The sequence below is a fragment of the Rheinheimera sp. genome (assembly GCF_036782235.1).
Classification (GTDB): Bacteria; Pseudomonadota; Gammaproteobacteria; order Enterobacterales; family Alteromonadaceae; genus Pararheinheimera.
The window spans coordinates 19,628-37,136 of sequence record NZ_DAIPZL010000018.1; the positions used below are offsets into that span (position 1 = coordinate 19,628).

The 17,509-nt window shown below is 50.2% G+C and carries 14 protein-coding genes; 7 read left to right on the forward strand and 7 right to left on the reverse strand.

Translation table 11 applies throughout. The features are described 5' to 3' along the window. Nucleotides 1–4 precede the first annotated feature (4 nt). From V7P87_RS15150 to V7P87_RS15160, 3 genes are all read right to left on the reverse strand, one after another. Nucleotides 5–1,303, reverse strand: a complete 1,299-nt coding sequence (locus V7P87_RS15150) for an ABC transporter permease (RefSeq protein WP_333798182.1) — start codon at nucleotides 1,301–1,303, stop codon at nucleotides 5–7. 11 nt (nucleotides 1,304–1,314) lie between these two features. Next, on the reverse strand, nucleotides 1,315–2,013 hold the full coding sequence (locus V7P87_RS15155; protein ID WP_296299261.1) for an ABC transporter ATP-binding protein: 699 nt from the start codon (nucleotides 2,011–2,013) through the stop codon (nucleotides 1,315–1,317). Nucleotides 2,014–2,117: 104 nt separating this feature from the next. Then, nucleotides 2,118–3,392, reverse strand: coding sequence for an efflux RND transporter periplasmic adaptor subunit (locus V7P87_RS15160; RefSeq protein WP_333798183.1), 1,275 nt, complete (start codon nucleotides 3,390–3,392; stop codon nucleotides 2,118–2,120). 360 nt (nucleotides 3,393–3,752) lie between these two features. Between V7P87_RS15160 and V7P87_RS15165 the strand changes: the two genes are divergently transcribed. From V7P87_RS15165 to V7P87_RS15175, 3 genes are all read left to right on the forward strand, one after another. After that, a complete protein-coding gene (locus tag V7P87_RS15165) occupies nucleotides 3,753–4,049 on the forward strand; it encodes a YciI-like protein (protein WP_333798184.1) in 297 nt (98 codons plus the stop codon). Nucleotides 4,050–4,188: 139 nt separating this feature from the next. After that, on the forward strand, nucleotides 4,189–7,104 hold the full coding sequence (locus V7P87_RS15170) for a M16 family metallopeptidase (RefSeq protein ID WP_333798185.1): 2,916 nt from the start codon (nucleotides 4,189–4,191) through the stop codon (nucleotides 7,102–7,104). Nucleotides 7,105–7,209: 105 nt separating this feature from the next. Then, nucleotides 7,210–8,046, forward strand: coding sequence for a hypothetical protein (locus V7P87_RS15175; protein WP_333798186.1), 837 nt, complete (start codon nucleotides 7,210–7,212; stop codon nucleotides 8,044–8,046). On the opposite strand, the gene V7P87_RS15180 is transcribed toward V7P87_RS15175, so the two are convergent. Next, the gene (locus V7P87_RS15180) at nucleotides 8,043–9,950 is read right to left on the reverse strand and encodes a putative bifunctional diguanylate cyclase/phosphodiesterase (RefSeq protein ID WP_333798187.1); all 1,908 of its coding nucleotides are present in this window, start codon (nucleotides 9,948–9,950) and stop codon (nucleotides 8,043–8,045) included. The two genes, V7P87_RS15175 and V7P87_RS15180, sit on opposite strands and share 4 nt — an antisense overlap. A gap of 148 nt (nucleotides 9,951–10,098) precedes the next feature. Further along, nucleotides 10,099–10,674: a hypothetical protein gene (locus tag V7P87_RS15185; RefSeq protein ID WP_333798188.1), complete on the reverse strand. Its 576-nt coding sequence runs from the start codon at nucleotides 10,672–10,674 to the stop codon at nucleotides 10,099–10,101. Nucleotides 10,675–10,816: 142 nt separating this feature from the next. Between V7P87_RS15185 and V7P87_RS15190 the strand changes: the two genes are divergently transcribed. Both V7P87_RS15190 and V7P87_RS15195 read left to right on the forward strand, forming a co-directional pair. Next, nucleotides 10,817–11,398 (forward strand): nucleotidyltransferase family protein, encoded by a 582-nt coding sequence (locus V7P87_RS15190; protein WP_333798189.1) that lies wholly within the window; start codon nucleotides 10,817–10,819, stop codon nucleotides 11,396–11,398. Nucleotides 11,399–11,643: 245 nt separating this feature from the next. Next, nucleotides 11,644–12,105: a GreA/GreB family elongation factor gene (locus V7P87_RS15195; RefSeq protein WP_333798190.1), complete on the forward strand. Its 462-nt coding sequence runs from the start codon at nucleotides 11,644–11,646 to the stop codon at nucleotides 12,103–12,105. 93 nt (nucleotides 12,106–12,198) lie between these two features. Here the strand turns inward: V7P87_RS15195 and V7P87_RS15200 are convergent, their stop codons facing one another. After that, a complete protein-coding gene (locus V7P87_RS15200; protein ID WP_333798191.1) occupies nucleotides 12,199–13,941 on the reverse strand; it encodes a M28 family metallopeptidase in 1,743 nt (580 codons plus the stop codon). Between the two features lie 218 nt (nucleotides 13,942–14,159). Further along, nucleotides 14,160–14,759, reverse strand: a complete 600-nt coding sequence (locus V7P87_RS15205; RefSeq protein ID WP_333798192.1) for a hypothetical protein — start codon at nucleotides 14,757–14,759, stop codon at nucleotides 14,160–14,162. Nucleotides 14,760–14,935: 176 nt separating this feature from the next. Here V7P87_RS15205 and V7P87_RS15210 point away from each other — a divergent pair, with 176 nt between their 5' ends. After that, a complete protein-coding gene (locus tag V7P87_RS15210) occupies nucleotides 14,936–15,130 on the forward strand; it encodes a hypothetical protein (RefSeq protein WP_333798193.1) in 195 nt (64 codons plus the stop codon). A gap of 194 nt (nucleotides 15,131–15,324) precedes the next feature. Next, nucleotides 15,325–17,292: an alpha-amylase family glycosyl hydrolase gene (locus tag V7P87_RS15215; RefSeq protein ID WP_333798194.1), complete on the forward strand. Its 1,968-nt coding sequence runs from the start codon at nucleotides 15,325–15,327 to the stop codon at nucleotides 17,290–17,292. Nucleotides 17,293–17,509 lie beyond the last annotated feature (217 nt).

The window sequence follows — 17,509 nt, forward strand, 5'->3', positions numbered from 1 at the left end:
AAAGTTATTCCTTGAGTTGCTGATTTAAGCCGCCAAATGAGGCACGCAAAGACGGATATAAAGTCACCAAATAACTGGAGCTCAGCGTCAGGCCAAGCAGCAACAATAATAGTGTTGGATCCCAACGGCCAAACAAGCGGTTGGCAGGCCATAAATAATTCAATAATTCAACGCCGCCCCAGGCAATCAACAATCCGCACAGAGTACAAAACAACGTCATCAGCAGCACATCAGCCAACATCTGTTGTTGTAGCTGTAACCTGCTGGCACCCAAAGCACGGCGCAAACTAAATTCATATTGATTGCTTAAATAACGGTTGAGCGACAAATGGCTGGCATTAAATAAACAAACGCCTAAAAACAACAAAGTCACTAAAGCAAAAGCTTTGATATCGGCCGATTCACCACCAAAAAACCGTACTATGTCGCGCATAGCAACCAGCTGGTTATTGGGGGTACTTGGGTGGCGGCCAGCTTTCTTTTCATCGGCCACCAGATTGTCCATAAACTGCCGATAGGCTTTTTGTTGTGCTTCAGTATCCAGCTGCACCCAATACTGCAACTGATGGATGGCCATAGTGCGGCCATCCGTTGCCAGCTTCCGGTAGTCGGCATCATCAAAAGTATGGGACTGACTATTCGACAAATAGTTATAGTCATAACCTGTTTCCAGCGGCATAAACACCTGCTCAGTGTCGGCCGTGTAGTTGCGGTTATTAGCGTCATATAACCTTGGCAACATCTGCCAGTTATCCAGCACGCCAATCACTGTGTAGTGACGGTCATCCAGCAGAATGTTTTCGCCCACCACATCGCTGCGGCCAAAGATTTTTTCCGCCATTTGTTTGCCTAAAATAAGCTCCTGCCGCGCTTTATCATCGCTCCAGATACTGCCGTGTAACAGCGGCACTTCAAACATGCGGAAAAACTCAGGCTGGGTAATACGGACCCAGACCGGAGTTGGTTCCGAATTGCTGTTTAACCGTAAATACCCATCGCTGCTATACATCGCCACTTTGGCGCTTGGAATATCACTTTGGCTGAGTTTTTGCACATTGGCGTAACTTAAAATTCTGGGCGGCAGACAGTCAGTGCACTCATAAGGCACCATCAGCGTCATGGGGTAAAACAGCTTGTCGCTTTTATGCGGCAGAGGATCCGAGTTCATCTGGTAATAAAAAGTGGCATTGGCAAAAAATACGCCAAGCCCCAGGCTTAAAATAAACACTGTCAGGGCATAAGGCAGCGGCGCTCTTTTAATGCTGACCCAGCTCACTTTGACATAGTATAAAATCTGTTCCATGTGCGCTCTCCTTAAGCCAGCTTCACCGCAAGCGGGTCGTACATGGCGGCGTCACTCAACTGGCCGTCTACTATCTGTACCTGACGGCTGGCGCGGCGTGCCTGATCCGGGTCATGGGTTACCATGAGAATGGTGCAGCCCTGGCGGTTAATTTGCTCCAAGAGCTCCATCACCTGCCTGGCCATTAAAGAATCCAGGTTCCCTGTGGGTTCATCCGCCAGCAGAATACGCGGCTGACCGGCAATGGCCCGGGCTATGGCCACGCGTTGCTGCTGACCACCGGACAACTGGCTTGGGTGATAATCTTTGCGCGCCGCCAGGCCCACCAGCTCCAGCGCCTCTAAAGCACGGCGTTTACGCTCACTGGCACTGATGCCCCGGTAGCGCAGCGGCAGTTCGATATTATCGAGCAGGCTGTAATCTTTAATCAGGTTAAAGCCCTGAAAAATAAAACCAATTTTTTCATTTCTCAGCGCCGACAACTGCCGGTCTGACAAACCTCTGACCGACTGACCGTCCAGCAGATAATCCCCTTCGTCAAAATGCTCCAGCGTGCCCAGCACATTGAGCAAAGTCGACTTTCCCGAGCCGGATGGCCCTGTTAAAGCCACAAACTCCCCTTCACTGACCTGCAACTCAATCTGACGCAGGGCATGGGTTTCAATCAGCTCGGTGCGAAACACTTTGCTTAAATTTTTCAGTTGAATCATTTATTTATTCCTTTTTTTAAACGGCCAAACCGTTGCTGTTGTACCTTTGCAGCTGTGCCTTTTCAGTTGTTGCCTGGCTGCTCTGTGGGGTGTTGCTGCCACTGTTAATTCAGCCGCACCCGCGCCGCATCTTTAAATTCGCTGGTATTGGAAATCACCAGCTGATCCCCTTCTTTGGCACCGGATAAAATTTCTACCCACTGCACTGACAAAGCACCCAACTGCACCGGGGTTTTCACCGCCACATTGTCCTCAAGCCGATAAGCCTGACGGCCACCACCGGACGCAATAAAATCACCACGTGCCACTTTGAGCACATTGTGGCGTTCTTCAAACACAATACGGGCCGACAACCGCTGGTTCTGCCTTAAACTGGCCGCGTCCTGGCTGTTAAAGCGCACCCTGGCCCGCACATTACCTTCCACCACTTCAGGCGCGACATGGCTCAGCTCACCTTTAAGCTGCTGACCATTGACACTGACATCCACCAGCTGACCAGGCGTCAGCTCACCGGCATAGTTCTCCGGCACACTGAGCTCAGCTTCATAACGGCTTAAATCAATCACTGTGAGTAACCCCTGACCTTCCAGCACATGGTTTTGCTGCTCCACCAGCCAGCTGCCCACCTGGCCTGTTACCGGTGCTTTAATTTGCAGCGCTTCGAGCTTGCGGCTGAGCTCTGCCACCACCAGCTGCTGACGTTCCAGCGCCTGGGCACCGGATTTTTGCTCAAAGCTCAGTTTGTCTGCCGCCAGCGCCACTTTGCGTTTGGCATGACTGAACTCCAGTTCAGCCTGGCTGAGCTTGTCGTTGGCCATATCTAAATCAATCTGGCGCAACACCCCCAATTGCAGCGACTGTTTGGCGCGAGCCAGCTCACGTTTGGCGGCCAGTAAATTAACCTGAGCACTGTTCTGAATTTGTTCCATATCCAGTTGCTGCTCGCGTGCCTGCAGCGCGGAGCGCTCCACTTCAGACTGCATGCTGGACAGCAGCGCCTGCTGCTGTTTTAAGTCGTTTTCCAGGCTTGGGCTTGCAATCACCGCCAGCAGATCGCCAATGGTGACAGGCTCACCCGGTTGTTTTAACAACCGGATTTGACCGGCTTGCTGGCTGAATAAAGTGGGCGCATTGGCGGCCACTACTTTGCCCTGCACCGCCAAATCCCGCACAAAATCACCACGGCTGACAGTGCCAAGCTGCACCCCGGCTCTTGGCATCACTAAACTGGCCTGCGCCTGATTAAACATCAGCTGATAACTGCCCCACAGCATCAGGCTGATGGCAGCAAAAGCCACCACAGCTTTACTTTTGTGACCAAAACGGGAGCCTGAACTTTGTTTGCGCTGAATGTCCTGATTTTCGGTGCCCTGGATCATGGTGATTCCTTATGCTGACAAATCTGTATCACTGAACTGCCCTCTGTATAGCAGGAGCCGTGCCAGCAAAAAATTTTTATTAAGCATCTGTTTTCAATGATATTTTTATAAATCCTTTATAATAGCCACCTGTCCGCGGACAGAAAAACTGTCCGCCAGGGGCCTGCGGACAGCCGAATAAATGTCCGTATCACAACTTAAGCCGCCCACGCAGCCAAGACCACAAGACAAACAAAACCACAATGCAACAACAGAGCAGGCAAAAGACCAGAGTGCAAAACAACAAGGCTAAACAACTGGCAAGCCGGTGAAAATGGCTCTAAGCTCGGCCTTTGGTTCACCACTGCCCCGGGGGTTTTGATGCATTATTTATTAAGTTACCAATTGGCCGATGATTACCTGACAAGGCGTGCCGAATTTCGTAGTAGCCATCTGGCATTAGCCTGGCGCGCTGTGGAACAGGGCGAGCTGATTCTGGGAGGGGCTGTTGGAGATCCGGTGGAAAGTGCGCTGTTGTTATTTAACGTTGACGATATTGCCAAAGTAGATGCTTTTGCCAAAGCCGATCCTTATGTTATCCAAGGCCTGGTCAAAAGTTACCGTATTTTGCCCTGGCATACAGTGGCCGGGGAAAGTGCAGCCACGCCTGTGCGTTAAGCCAATACGATCAAAAATTGTGATAAAAAGTTGTGTTCAATGATTGCCCTCACTATGTCGTCTGGCCGCTGCAGGCTTAGCTAAACACTAGTGTTGTTATATTCTGCAGCCTCTGGCTGCCCTGATAGATGAGAACTTTATGCAGACATTCTTCCGAAACAACGGCAAAAGCAGGTTCGCTGCCTACAAAACTTTTCTGCCCACAGCCTTATCTGTTGCTGTTGCCCTGTTGCTTGCTGCCTGCAACAGCAGCCCAGATAGCAAACAACAAAGCAGTTTGCCAGCTGGCATTCAACTGGTAGAAACTCACAATCCAGCTTTGGGCACGCCGGCCATTCCTTATAAAAAATACAGACTGGCCAATGGTTTAACTGTATTGGTGCATGAAGACAATTCAGACCCACTGGTGCATGTGGACGTCACCTATCATGTTGGTTCAGCCCGCGAAGAAGCAGGTAAATCCGGTTTTGCCCATTTTTTTGAGCACATGATGTTTCAGGGCTCTGAGCATGTGGCAGACGAGCAGCACTTTCAGATCATTACAGCCGCAGGTGGTGAACTAAACGGCACCACAGACAACGACCGCACTAATTATTACCAGACAGTTCCGGTCAATCAGCTGGAAAAAGTGTTGTGGCTGGAAGCCGACCGGATGGGCTTTTTGCTGGACGCAGTTACCGAGAAAAAGTTTGAAGTACAACGTGAAACGGTGAAAAACGAACGTGGCCAGCGTATTGATAATCAGCCTTATGGCCGTTTATCGGAAAAAGTGGCCGAAGCTTTATACCCGGCCGGTCATCCTTATTCCTGGCCGGTCATTGGTTATATGGACGATTTAAACCGCGCCAATGTGAATGATGTTAAAGCCTTTTTCCTGCGCTGGTATGGCCCGAATAACGCCACCCTGACCATAGGTGGTGCGGTAACAGCAGAACAGATTTTACCTCTGGTACAAAAGTACTTTGGTGCTATTCCCAAAGGACCGGATGTAGCACCGGCGCCAAAACAGCTGTTTAGCTTAACGGAAGACAGATATGTGTCTTTTGAAGACAATGTCCATCTGCCATTGTTGTATCTGGCGTTGCCAACTGTGTATGCCCGTCATCCGGACGAAGCGGCACTGGATATTCTGGCGGAAATTTTAGGGGGCTCCAATAGCTCGCTGCTATACCAGAACCTGCTGAAAAACCAGCTGGCAGTGCAGGCCCAGGCCAGCCACAGCTGTATGGAGCTGGCCTGTGAATTTACCTTGCTGGCGCTGCCCCATCCGGCGTCCGGCAAGACGCTGGCGGATATTGAGAAGCTCATCCGCCAGAGCCTGCTTGATTTTGAAAAACGCGGTGTCACAGACGACGATTTGGCCAAAGTCAAAGCGCAAATTGAGGCCCAAAGTGTGTTTGGTTTGCAATCGGTGCAGGGCAAAGTGACTCAGCTGGCGCATAACGAAACCTTTTTTGCCAAACCAGATTTAGTTGCGGCTGATATTCAGCGTTATCAAAGCGTGACCAAAGCCGATGTGCTTAGGGTCTATCAACAATATTTAAAAGATAAACACGCCGTAGTGATGAGTGTGGTGCCAAAAGGTGCTGCTCAGCTATGCGCCAAAGCCGACAATTTTGTGTTTAAAAGGCCGGATTTTACTGAAAAATCGACCACCAGCGCGGCCGATCTGGTTGAGCGTAAAGCCACAGACAACTTTGACCGCAGCCAGATGCCCAAAGCGGGCACCAACCCGGCGGTGACTTTGCCACAAACCTGGCAAACCGAGCTTGGCAATGGCATCAAAGTACTGGGTGCGCAAACTACAGAAACCCCAACCACGGCACTGATGTTAAAAATTCCGCTGGGGCTGTATTTTGAGACGCCAGAGCAGCTTGGCATTTCGTCGTTATTGGCCGCCATGCTCAATGAAAGCACGCAAAACTACAGCACTGAAGAAATGAGTCTGGCGCTTGAAAAACTGGGCAGCAGCATCAGTTTTAGCGCAGGTGATCAATATATGACGGTGTTTGTGTCGACCTTAAGCAAAAACCTGCAACAGACCCTGACACTGCTGGAAGAAAAACTGCTGCGTCCGGCTTTTGCCAGCGATGACTTTAGCCGGCTACAACAACAAAGCCTGCAGGGTTTGCAACATGCCGAAAAAAGTGCGGCCTACCTGGCGCGTAAACACCTTCGCCGTTTATTGTTTGCCGACCATATCCGCGCTTATCCGTCTGAAGGCAGCATTGAGACCCTGAGCAAGCTGACTCCGGCACAATTAAAAGCCTATTACCAGCAGCAGGTTAAACCCAAAGGAAGCATGTTAATAGTGGCGTCGGATTTACCCAAAGAAACAGTCGAACAGCAACTGTCGTCGTTATTTCAGGGCTGGCAAGGTGAAGCCAAGGTGCTGAACACGCAAATTCCGCCTGCCAAAGCTCAACATGGCGTGATTTATCTGGTGGATAAAGCCGATGCGCCGCAGGCCGAGATCCGCATTGCCAAACGCAGTCTGCCGATGGATATCAGCGGCGAGTTTTTCCGCGCCAACCTGATGAACTTTGTGCTGGGTGGCAATTTTAACAGCCGTATTAACCTGAACCTGCGGGAAGACAAAGGTTACACCTATGGGGCCTTTACCGGCTTTAGCGGCGACAAGTTTGCCGGTACCTTTATTGCCTCTGCTGCGGTGCGCACTGATGTGGCCGGTGCTGCCATTGAGCAGTTTTTAGCTGAGCTGAACAAATACCGCACTTTGGGGATCCAAAACGATGAACTGGAGTTTATGCGCCAGGCCATTCATCAGTCGGACGCACTGCAATATGAAACACCTCAGGCCAAGCTGGGTTTTATGAGCCAAATTCTGGAATATCAGTTAAGCCCTGATTTTGTAAAAACCCGCAATCATATAGTGCAAAACATCAGCGCGCAGGAGATCAACGCTCTGGCGGCCAAACATCTGGATCCGTCCTCTATGCTGATTTTGGTGGTAGGAGATGCCAAAACCTTAACACCACAACTGCAAAAATCAGGCTGGCCTGTGGTGACTTATCCGCAGCAGGAAAAACCATAATCAAATCATCAGTAAATAAAGTCCGCGCTGTAGCTGCTCTGGCTACAGCGCAATCAGGGAAGCTGTGCTAAGTTGCACTTAAGGCAGATCAGGGAGCTGGTTCTGATGTTGTGGACTCATCTGCAGTTTATACTGCACCAGCAATACCTTAGACTGTTGCTGTTGAGCCTGTTTTGGCTTGGCAACAGCGCTGCAGCGCAGCAATGGCCGGCAACCCCGACGCCATTCACCCCGGATCAATTAAACAGCGCGTCTTTCACCGCTACGTCTTTCACCGCCGCGCCTTTCACTACAGCTCCGTTACTGCCAACTCAATCAACCGCAGCACCGTTAACGCCAATGCGGATCGCCAGCAGTGTGAATCAGTCGGCACTCACCCGGATGATTGAAAACCGACTGGCGAAAGCTTATCTGGCCCTGGGTTATCAGCTGCAGGTTGAACATTTACCGGCCGGCCGCTCTTTATTAATGAGCAATAAAGGCGACTATGACGGTGAGCTGTTCCGGATTAAAACAGTGGCCGCCAACTACCCTAACCTGCTGCTGGTGCCTGAGCCGCTGACTTCGCTGGCGCTTTATGCTTTTGTCAGGGACGAGGTGCAAAACCCGGATGATGATGGCGGATGGCAGCAAAACCCCAAACTGCGTATTGGTTATGTGCGGGGGTTTAAAATGGCCGAACAATATCCGTTAAAAGGCAGCAGAGTGGCGGTCACCACCACCAGGCAAGCCATAGAGATGCTCAAACAAGGCAAAGTGGATCTGATGCTGGATGATGTGGCTTCGGTATTACAGGTAGAGCCAAGTCTGGCAGAGGCAAAACTGCGTCGTTTGCCCCAGGTGCTGGCAACAGAGCAGTTATTTCATTTTTTGCATAAAAAACATCAGGCGTTAGTCGCCCCACTGGCGGCCGAGCTGAAAAAACAAAACACTGCGACTTAATATACATCTTCCCCCGGCGCCTGCTGTTGCAGTGGCAATAAACTGACAAATTTCTGCTCAGTGACCGGTGCTGACCAAAAATAACCCTGCGCCTGTTCACAGCCAATGTCTTTGAGTAGCTGCATGGTCTGTGCATCCTCTACTCCTTCGGCCACTGTGATTAAACCCAGACTTTTCGCCAACTGAATAATGGCGCGCACCAGCGGTTCATCGCGGCTGGACAGATACAAAGAGCTGATAAAAGATTTATCAATTTTTAAGGTGGTGGCATTAAAACGGCGCAAATAGCCGAGGTTAGAATAACCAGTGCCAAAATCGTCAATAGCAAAGGTCAGGCCTAAACTACTTAAAGCATCCAGCTGCTGCTGCACATGGTCACCTTCCCCAATTAACAAAGACTCGGTCAGTTCCAGCTCCAGCGCTGATGGACTGAGCTCAGCGTCTTTCAGAGCCTGGCGCACCAGGCCTTCGAGTGAATTATCGCGAAACTGCACAAAAGACAAATTCACCGCCACGCTGATATCGGCATAACCCAAACGTTGCCAGCGCCGGCAGGCCTGACAGGCTTCGTGGATCACAAAAGCGCCCAGTTCCAGAATTAAACCACTTTCTTCACAAAGCGGAATAAACTGCATTGGGCTTATCATAGAACCATCGGCCTGAGGCCAGCGCACCAGCGCCTCAGCACCGACGATCTGGCCCGTGGTTAAATCCACTTTGGGTTGGTAATACAACTGGAATTGTTGTTCTTTCAGTGCCTGGCGAATGCCCTGCAACAGGTTAAATTTGTCGATATTGGCTTTGTCGATTTCCTCATCATAAAAACGCCAGGTATTGCGGCCATCATCTTTGGCTTTGTACATGGCAAGGTCGGCTTTTTTGCACAGCATATTAAATTCAACGCCATCACGCGGTACCACTGCAATGCCGACAGAGCCGGAAATTTCAATATGGGTTTGCATCACATAAAAAGGGCTGCAGGTTTGGTTGATCATGGCCTTGGCCAACAGCGCCAGCTTGCCGTCGTCGCTACAGGCGGGCACCAGCACCAGAAATTCATCACCGCCAAACCGGCTTAACACCGCATCTTCCGGCATCACCGACAACAGCCGCTGCGCCAGTTGCTGCAGCACCAAATCACCGGCCGAATGGCCCAAAGAATCATTGACCGGCTTAAAGTTATCCAAATCCAAAAACAACACGGCCAGGCGCTGCTGCTGCTCGCGGCATTGTTTTAACAACTGCTGATAACTCAGCTCCGCCAGAATGCGGTTGGGTAAAGTAGTTAACCTGTCATGATGCGCCAGCCGTTCAATTTCCAGCTGACTTTGCCTGACTCTTTCGTTTTCCCGCTGCAATGAATGTAATAACCGGCGCAGATCTTTGGTCAGCAAAAACACACTAAAACCTGTCACCAGCAGAATGACGGCCACATAAACCACGCTGTTCCAGCCAACAGCGGGGATTTGCTGCACCAGCAGTCCCTGCATACTTAAAAATGCCAGCACACCACAAAAGCCAAGGCAATACAGCAATAACGATAAAAACAGCCCGTTGCTGCCCAGAATAGCGGCATAGACCAGTACACAGGGAAAACCAAAGATGGCAATGTCGTGCAGACCGCCATTGCTATAAGCCAGGCCAGACAACATCAGCGCCAGCGACCAGAGCAGAATATAAGCCGCCAGCAGGGTTTTATGATAACAGGCCACCACGCCGGCCAGCGCCAGCGCCAGGCTGCCACCAAGCAGCCAAAATTTAGTGGTGCCAGAAGCCACGGCCATGGCCAGCACCAGGCCAACAAAAGAGACGGCAATAATCTGCAGCAGGCGCTTTAAACGAAAACCATCAAGTTGCTGCAATGGATTTGCAGTCTCTGCAGGTTCAGCCAATTTTTCCAACATAAAACACAACACCAAGTCACAGCGGTTTTCTGATGTTGTAAAGATAGTTCTGATTTTGCTGATAAAGTCTGATTTTTAACGAAAAATAACTGTTTGCTTATTTTTCAGCCAAAGTGCATCGATAAAAATGAGCTGTTGCTGAGCCGACTCAGTCAGGGCCTTCTGTAGATCGTAACAAAGTGGCCTGTTCCTGCACCCGGCGCAGTTCAGTGTCCAGCATCTGCAGCCAGGCATAGCAGCAACAGCAGCAAAGTAGCACCAGCAACAGCAGCAAGGTGACAGCCAGCAGCCACGATTGCGGCCAATGCCAAAACCTGCTGAATAACAACAGTTCAGCACTGAATAACAGCAGTAGCGAATTCAGCGCCCAACCACGGCAAATACGCTGACGGCTGCGGCTGTATTCATAAAGAGCGGCAAAACGCTCCGACTTTGCCAGCACCAGGGTTTTGTCCTGATGAAAGCGGGCCTGCCCGCCCGGATATTGTTGCTGTTGTTTTTGATTCACCCAATACAGATTAAAGAGCCGGTCGGCAAAACGGTCGGTCAGAATACCCAGCAGATAAATCAGCACCAGCGCCGGCAAGGCCAGTACCGGCATGGCTGTCAGTTGTTGCAGCAAGCTGCTGTCCACCCCAAAGATCGCCAGCAATAACAGCAACAAGGCGGTAAAAGCACCACAACCGACAACTATCAGTTCTACAAATAAGTCTGTTGTTGACATCCCGCCTCCTGTCGCTCTGACTGTACCTGTGCTGGCATAGGTGTAGCTGATCCGGGCGCAAACAGCCACAGCGGCCTTGCACTGAAACGCCAGCCGTTATTACAATCCGCCTCTTGCCAAGCGCGCCCCAGCCAGAGTAAAGATGATGCACAGATGGAATAAAGATGATGGACAGATGGATCATCAGGCCGCCACCTCGGCATTGTTGCAACAGGATGCACTTCGCCTGCGCTGCCTGCAGGCGGCATTGTCGCTCGGTCTTCACGACTGGTATCTGGGCGCTGGATTTTTGCGAAACCTGATTTGGGATGCACTGCACCAATACCCAAAGCCGACACCGCTGAATGATGTGGATCTGGTGTATTTTGACAACACAGATCTCAACCGCAACACAGAGCAGCGTTATGTACAGCAGCTCAGCGCTCTGGTGCCACAAGTGCAATGGGAAGTAAAAAATCAGGCCAGAATGCATCTGTTTCATCAGCATGCACCTTACCAAAACTGTGCTGATGGCATTTCACGTTGGGTGGAGGTTCCCACCTGTGTTGGAGTACGACTTGATCACAGCGGCCACTTTGATTTTTACAGTACCTTTGGGTTGGCGGAAAACTGGTCTTTGTCGCTTCGTGTAAATCCACTTTATCCAAGACCAGAACTTTTCCGGCAGAGAATCAAAGACAAAGGCTGGCTTGAACTTTGGCCGCTGTTGAAGGTGATGCCATAAGTCGGACAACTATATTGGGACAGCAGCGCCCAGGATTTGAACTTCGCGGCAAAATGGGCTATGGTGCGGCCAACTTTAGCCAACTCCTGTGTGGGAGGTTTATTTTGTTTAAATTTGCCTTGCCACTTATTGCCTTCTCCAAGCGGAATTCCGTTACCGCCTTCCATCACTAAGCCGGTCCTGAAAGCTCAGGGCCGGCCTTGTTATTGTTTGTTATTTCAGCATCAAACTTTACAGGAACAGTGATGACTCCCAAAAATACCGAACCACCCGCCCTGCCGGGTGCTGAGCTTATGGCTTTTACCAAACACAACCGTCTGTTGCATAAACTGGCTGAACGTAATTTGCAGCCGCTTAAAGCCTGGCAGCTGCTGCAGCTTTTTAGTCAGCTTGAAAAGCAGAAAAAAACCAGCAGATTAAGCCAGTCCGGCATTCAGCCCGGCTGCTCAGTGTTGCTACTTGACCTTGCCACGGCACAACAAAGCTGGATCAAACTGGTGCTGCCAGGCGAAGCGGAGCAACCTGAACAGGGTTTAATTTCGCTGTTGTCACCACTTGGTGCCGCCTTGCCTGGGAAAGAATGTGGTGATGTGGTAAAGGTTCAGCTGTTTGGCAAGCAGCTGTATTTTCAGATCCTGGAGATTATCAGGGTGCAATATAAACCAGGGAGCGACGGCCAAAACCGGCCAAACAGGCCGTCACCCTAAACATCAACTTCAGGGCTTTGCATCAGCGAAAAAAAAACGCGCTTAAAAGCGCGTTTTTTTATCCAACTTTCGGTTTTACACCTGATGAGGCTGTTATTTACCCGCTAAAGAGGCATCACGCGCCGCTTTAAACTCTTTGCCTTGATACCAGTTTGGCCAGGCGTTGGAGTCAGCCAGCTCACGGCCTACACGGTAGTACAGGAATAAATCCTGCTGCGCACCGCTTAAATCCCAGCTGTCGTTATATTCATCTTCCACTTTGTGGTAACAGCAGGTGTTAAAGTTTTTCGCTTGCTCCAACCCCCACTCTTTGCCGTGCGCCACACTATCCACACCACCTTTGGCGTACAACATAGGTACACCGGCTTTGGCCAGGTTAAAGTGGTCTGAACGGTAATAAGAGCCAGCTGCCGGATTTGGCTCAGGCGCAATATAACGGCCCTGCTCTTTGGTGTATTTTTCTAAAATCACTTCAAGCTCAGAGTTGCCATGGCCAACCACCACCATATCTTTCATCGGACCATTGACGTTCATCACGTCCATATTGATACCGGCGATAGTTTTATTCAGCGGGAACAAGGGGTTTTTCGCATACCAGGCCGAGCCTAATAAACCACGCTCTTCGGCTGTCACAGCCACAAAAGCCACACTGCGTTTTGGTTTTGGCTGAGAGGCATAATATTCAGCCAGCGCCATTAAACCACCGGTGCCAGAAGCGTTATCCACGGCGCCGTTAAAGACTTTGTTTTTCGGATTGGAAAAATCCACACCCAGATGGTCCCAGTGCGCCATATACAGCACCACTTCATCCGGTTTTTCTGTGCCTTCGATAAAACCCGCCACGTTGCCTGAAGTCAGCTCACGCACGTTGTTTTTCACCGACACTGAAGCTTTGATATTCAGCGGAATTGGTGCAAAGTCTTTGCTCAGCGCTTTTTTACGCATAGACTCAATATCTTCGCCAATAGTGGCAAACAACGTATTGGCAGACTCAGTGGTTACCCAACCTTCCACTGCAGCGCGGTCGGCGTTTTTGTTCGGGTTAATTAAGTCAAACTTGGTGGCTGAACCACCTGCTACTACATGCCAGCCATAAGAAGCAGCATCGGTTTCGTGCACTATCAGTGCCATCGCCGCGCCCTGACGGGCTGCTTCTTCAAACTTGTAAGTCCAACGACCGTAATAAGTCATGGCTTCGCCGGTAAAAAGCGCCGGATCTTTAGTGGCAAAACCAGGATCGTTAACAAACATCACCACTGTTTTGCCTTTGACGTCCAGGCCTTCATAGTCGTTCCAGTTGTATTCAGGCGCGACAATACCGTAACCGACAAACACCATGTCAGATCCTTTCACTTCAGAAAGCTCAGTCACACGGGTGGTCCAGGTAAACATCTGGTCACGGTATTTAAAAGCTGCCGGCGCTTTGTCACCGCTGAAGGTCATGGCTGACACTTCTTTCGGGTCAATTTGCACCAGTTGTACCGGTTGCACAAAACTGTCACCCACCAGCGGTTTTAAACCGATATTTTTAAAATGCTCAGAAATATAAGCCAGAGTGAGTTCTTCACCTTTGGTGGCGGGGGCACGGCCCTGAAATTCATCTGACGACAAAGTTTTAATATATTCACCCAGTTTTGGGTTCATTAAAGTGTCTGGCAGCGCCGTTGTCGCAGCGGCTGCCTTGCTGTCTGCAGGCGCAGCAGCCTGCTCTGCTGTGGCAACTGCTGGTGCGGCTTTGTTTTCTTCTGCAGGCGTTGGCGGCTTGGAACAAGCAGCCAGGCCAAGGCAGGCAGAAAGCGCCAGCGATGTTCCTGATAACCAAAAATTCGCTTTCATAAAAGCTCCGGTGGATTGTTATTAGAATAAGCTCTGGCAAAAGCTGCTGATGTTTAGGGGTGTTTTTGCAGAAGCAAAAATATACCGGCTAAAAATCGGCAAGGCTCAACACAGGCTGCCTGATGTTAACAAAGCTCACTGGTGGCTGGCTAGGTCATCCAACGCAACCACAGTGATAACGGGCGGCTGATGGCAGTGTTTAGCTGCAACCAGCGTTGTTATGGATGCCCCCAGGGCGCCGGTGGTGGTGTGACTTCTTTGGTTAAATCAAATTCCACCATAAATTCGCGGCCTTGCCGGCTTAAACCGTAGCGGTAACTTTTACCTGGCAGAATTTCCACCAGCCAGGTATTGCCGTTGGACACCGCCATATTGTTAGCGGTGAACATCTCTTTGGAGTATTGATCGGCCGGAAACAGTTGCTGCTGCGCTGTGCCAGCACTTTGAGTGTCGCCACCATACATAGTGACTTTATCTGAGCTGCCATCTTTATGGCGGTGGTCATGTTTTAATCTAAGGCCAGTGTTGGTTTTGGTGATCACCCAGGTGCGGGATCTGTCTTCACCCACATGAAACGGCACTTTAATTTCAGTGTCGCTGCATTCACGTACATGCATCAGCAACTGCTGGCTACGCATTTTGTCGTCACTGGCGTTGCCTTTCACCACCTTGCCAGCAAAAGCTTTGCCACAGAGGGTGCTAAGCTGCTGAAAAAATTGTTGTTGTGCCGCGGCAGTGTCGGCAAGCGCTGTGGCGCTGCAGCTTAACAGCAGCGAACTGAGTAAAACTTTGTGGTTAAAAAAGCGGGAAAAAATCATAAATACTCCTGTTTAGTTGCACCGACTATACAAAGTGCATTTTTAGGCTGCAAATAAAAGCGGTCAGCACGCCAAAACGATCGCCGGATCAAGCCTTTGTTCCCACTCACGGGTATTGGCAAGGGATCTTGCTGTCACCCATACTCAAAGCTTACTGACGCAAAGAACCTGTTTTTATGCTGATCATGCCCGCGCCGCAACTGCTGCTGAGTGTATTTGCCAAAGTGGAAACTTTTGGTCAAATTGCCGACCCCCCCTTTGGGGTGGGTTATCAGCTGGATGATTTGCAGGTGGCGGTTAGTTTTTTGGCCACCATGTCTATTTTGGTTATCAGGGTGCTGTGCTGGTGTTGGAAAGTGACACTCAACTGAGTTTTGCAGAGCCGGAGCACTGGCAAAATAGCCCGCTACTGGACAAAATCAGCGCCATAGACCGGCGTTTTACCAGTTAAACCCGGCCTAAAGGCACCTCACCGCTCTGGTGGCCTGCATACGTTTGCAGGAACAACGCCGGCAACAACCTTTGTGCTAGCATGGAGCTCAGGTTAGCCGAATGAACTATATAAATGAACAAATTCAAACACTTAAAATCAACACTTGCCACTTTATTGCTGCTGGGCTGTCAGCCGGCTCTAGAACCACAGGCCGAAGCGCAAATGACTAAGCCACAGCAGGTTCAGCAAAATAAAAATCAAACAGCTGAAAAACCACAAGGCAAAATAGTGATTTATCAGGCCTTTACCCGGTTGTTTGGCAACAGCAACAGTCACAATTTGCCCTGGGGCACAGTGGCGCAAAATGGTGTGGGTAAATTAAATGACATTAATGACGCAGCCCTGTTGTCATTAAAAGCCATGGGCGTCAGCCATTTATGGTTAACCGGCGTGCCACACCATGCTTTGGTGGCCGACTACAGCGCTTATGGCATCAGCCATGACGACCCTGATGTGGTCAAAGGCCGCGCCGGCTCGCCTTATGCGGTGAAAGATTATTACAGCGTGAACCCGGACCTGGCGGTGGATCCCGCCAAACGAATGGACGAATTTAAAGCTTTGCTCAACCGCGCCCACCAGCACGGCATCAAAGTGATGATCGACATAGTGCCCAACCATGTGGCGCGCCATTATCAGTCTTTAGGTAAACCAGAGGGGGTGCGTGATTTTGGCGCCGACGACAACACGTCTTTGGAATATCACAAACACAACAATTTTTATTATGTGCCGGGTCAGGCTTTTGTGGTGCCCGACACAGATGTGAAGCCACTTGGCGGTGAGCCTCACCCGCTTGCTGATGGCAAATTTGCCGAAATGCCGGCCAAATGGACAGGCAATGGCGCACGTTCGGCAAAACCTGATCAAAACGACTGGTATGAAACGGTGAAAATTAACTACGGTGTGAAGCCAGACGGCAGCTACGATTTTGACCGCCTCCCCGCTGCATACAACACAAAAAGTTATGCCGAACACGCCGCTTTCTGGCAAGGCAAAGAGCTGCCGGATTCCTGGCTGAAGTTTCGGGATATCACCCAGTTCTGGCTGGATTTGGGTGTGGATGGTTTTCGTTATGATATGGCCGAAATGGTGCCGGTCGAATTCTGGAGTTATTTAAACAGCCAGATCAAACTGAAAAACCCGGATGCAGTGCTGCTGGCCGAAGTGTATCAGCCCGCACTGTACCGCGATTATGTTGGCCTTGGCAAAATGGATTATCTGTACGACAAAGTGGGTGTTTACGACAGCCTGAAACTGTTGATGCAAGGCAAAGGCACGGCATCGGATGTACTCAGCAAACAAGCCGAAGTGGCCGATATTGACCAGCATATGCTGAAATTTTTAGAAAACCACGACGAGCAGCGTATCGCGAGCCCGGAGTTTGCAGGTGCTGCCGACAAAGGCAAACCGGCCATGGTGGTGTCTACCCTGATAGGTAAAGCCCCTACCCTGATTTATTTTGGCCAGGAAGTTGGTGAAGCAGCGGCGCTGGATGCAGGTTTTGGCAAAGCCAGCCGCACCAGCATTTTTGATTATGTTGGTGTACCTGCCCATCAGGGCTGGCTTAATGGCGGCAAATATGACGGTGGCGGCTTAACAGCAGAACAACAACAGCTGCGGGATTTTTACCAAAAACTGCTTAGTTTTAGTAGCACCAGTACGGCACTTCAGGGGGAGTTTTATAACCTGCATCAGGTTAATTTAGTGGGCGGCGTGGCAGCACAAAACAATACCCAGCAGGACTCAACCCGCAAAAACTATTACTCTGAACAACAACTCAGTTTCGCCCGCTGGAATCAAACAGAAAAACTCATAATTGTGGCGAACTTCGCTGATACTGCTGCCAATGTCGAACTAAAGCTGCCAGGTGAGCTGCTCCAACAATGGGGCTGGCAACAAGGTGATTATCAACTGACCGACGCGTTAACAGGTCAGAACTGGCCTATAAAAGTGCAAGGTGAAGCCAATTCACAGCAGGCGTTGTTGACAATCGAGTTAGCGCCGTTGGGCTCTGTGGTGCTTCAGCATAAAACAGCAAAGTGACGGTTCTTTTTTCGACTGACGATTCGGGCAAAGTGGCTTCTGATGCAGCCACTTGCTGCCGTCGCTGTAAAAAACTCTACCGAAGCCAAAACTTAGTTCACAGCTAAGCTGCGTATCACAGCGTATTTTGGCTGTCCTGCTTTTTTCTCATTGATTTTATTTGTTTTATTAAAAAGGCAAAACACAAGACGCGACCCTGTTGTTTAGTTCTGTTTTT

Bases quoted from the DNA above. Each gene is read 5' to 3' on its own strand.
- V7P87_RS15170 (WP_333798185.1), top strand. From the start codon at position 4,189: ATGCAGACATTCTTCCGAAACAACGGCAAAAGCAGGTTCGCTGCCTAC.
- V7P87_RS15150 (WP_333798182.1), bottom strand. From the start codon at position 1,303: ATGGAACAGATTTTATACTATGTCAAAGTGAGCTGGGTCAGCATTAAA.
- V7P87_RS15210 (WP_333798193.1), top strand. From the start codon at position 14,936: ATGCTGATCATGCCCGCGCCGCAACTGCTGCTGAGTGTATTTGCCAAA.
- V7P87_RS15160 (WP_333798183.1), bottom strand. From the start codon at position 3,392: ATGATCCAGGGCACCGAAAATCAGGACATTCAGCGCAAACAAAGTTCA.
- V7P87_RS15175 (WP_333798186.1), top strand. From the start codon at position 7,210: ATGTTGTGGACTCATCTGCAGTTTATACTGCACCAGCAATACCTTAGA.
- V7P87_RS15200 (WP_333798191.1), bottom strand. From the start codon at position 13,941: ATGAAAGCGAATTTTTGGTTATCAGGAACATCGCTGGCGCTTTCTGCC.
- V7P87_RS15215 (WP_333798194.1), top strand. From the start codon at position 15,325: ATGAACAAATTCAAACACTTAAAATCAACACTTGCCACTTTATTGCTG.
- V7P87_RS15180 (WP_333798187.1), bottom strand. From the start codon at position 9,950: ATGTTGGAAAAATTGGCTGAACCTGCAGAGACTGCAAATCCATTGCAG.
- V7P87_RS15165 (WP_333798184.1), top strand. From the start codon at position 3,753: ATGCATTATTTATTAAGTTACCAATTGGCCGATGATTACCTGACAAGG.
- V7P87_RS15190 (WP_333798189.1), top strand. From the start codon at position 10,817: ATGATGCACAGATGGAATAAAGATGATGGACAGATGGATCATCAGGCC.
- V7P87_RS15185 (WP_333798188.1), bottom strand. From the start codon at position 10,674: ATGTCAACAACAGACTTATTTGTAGAACTGATAGTTGTCGGTTGTGGT.
- V7P87_RS15205 (WP_333798192.1), bottom strand. From the start codon at position 14,759: ATGATTTTTTCCCGCTTTTTTAACCACAAAGTTTTACTCAGTTCGCTG.
- V7P87_RS15195 (WP_333798190.1), top strand. From the start codon at position 11,644: ATGACTCCCAAAAATACCGAACCACCCGCCCTGCCGGGTGCTGAGCTT.
- V7P87_RS15155 (WP_296299261.1), bottom strand. From the start codon at position 2,013: ATGATTCAACTGAAAAATTTAAGCAAAGTGTTTCGCACCGAGCTGATT.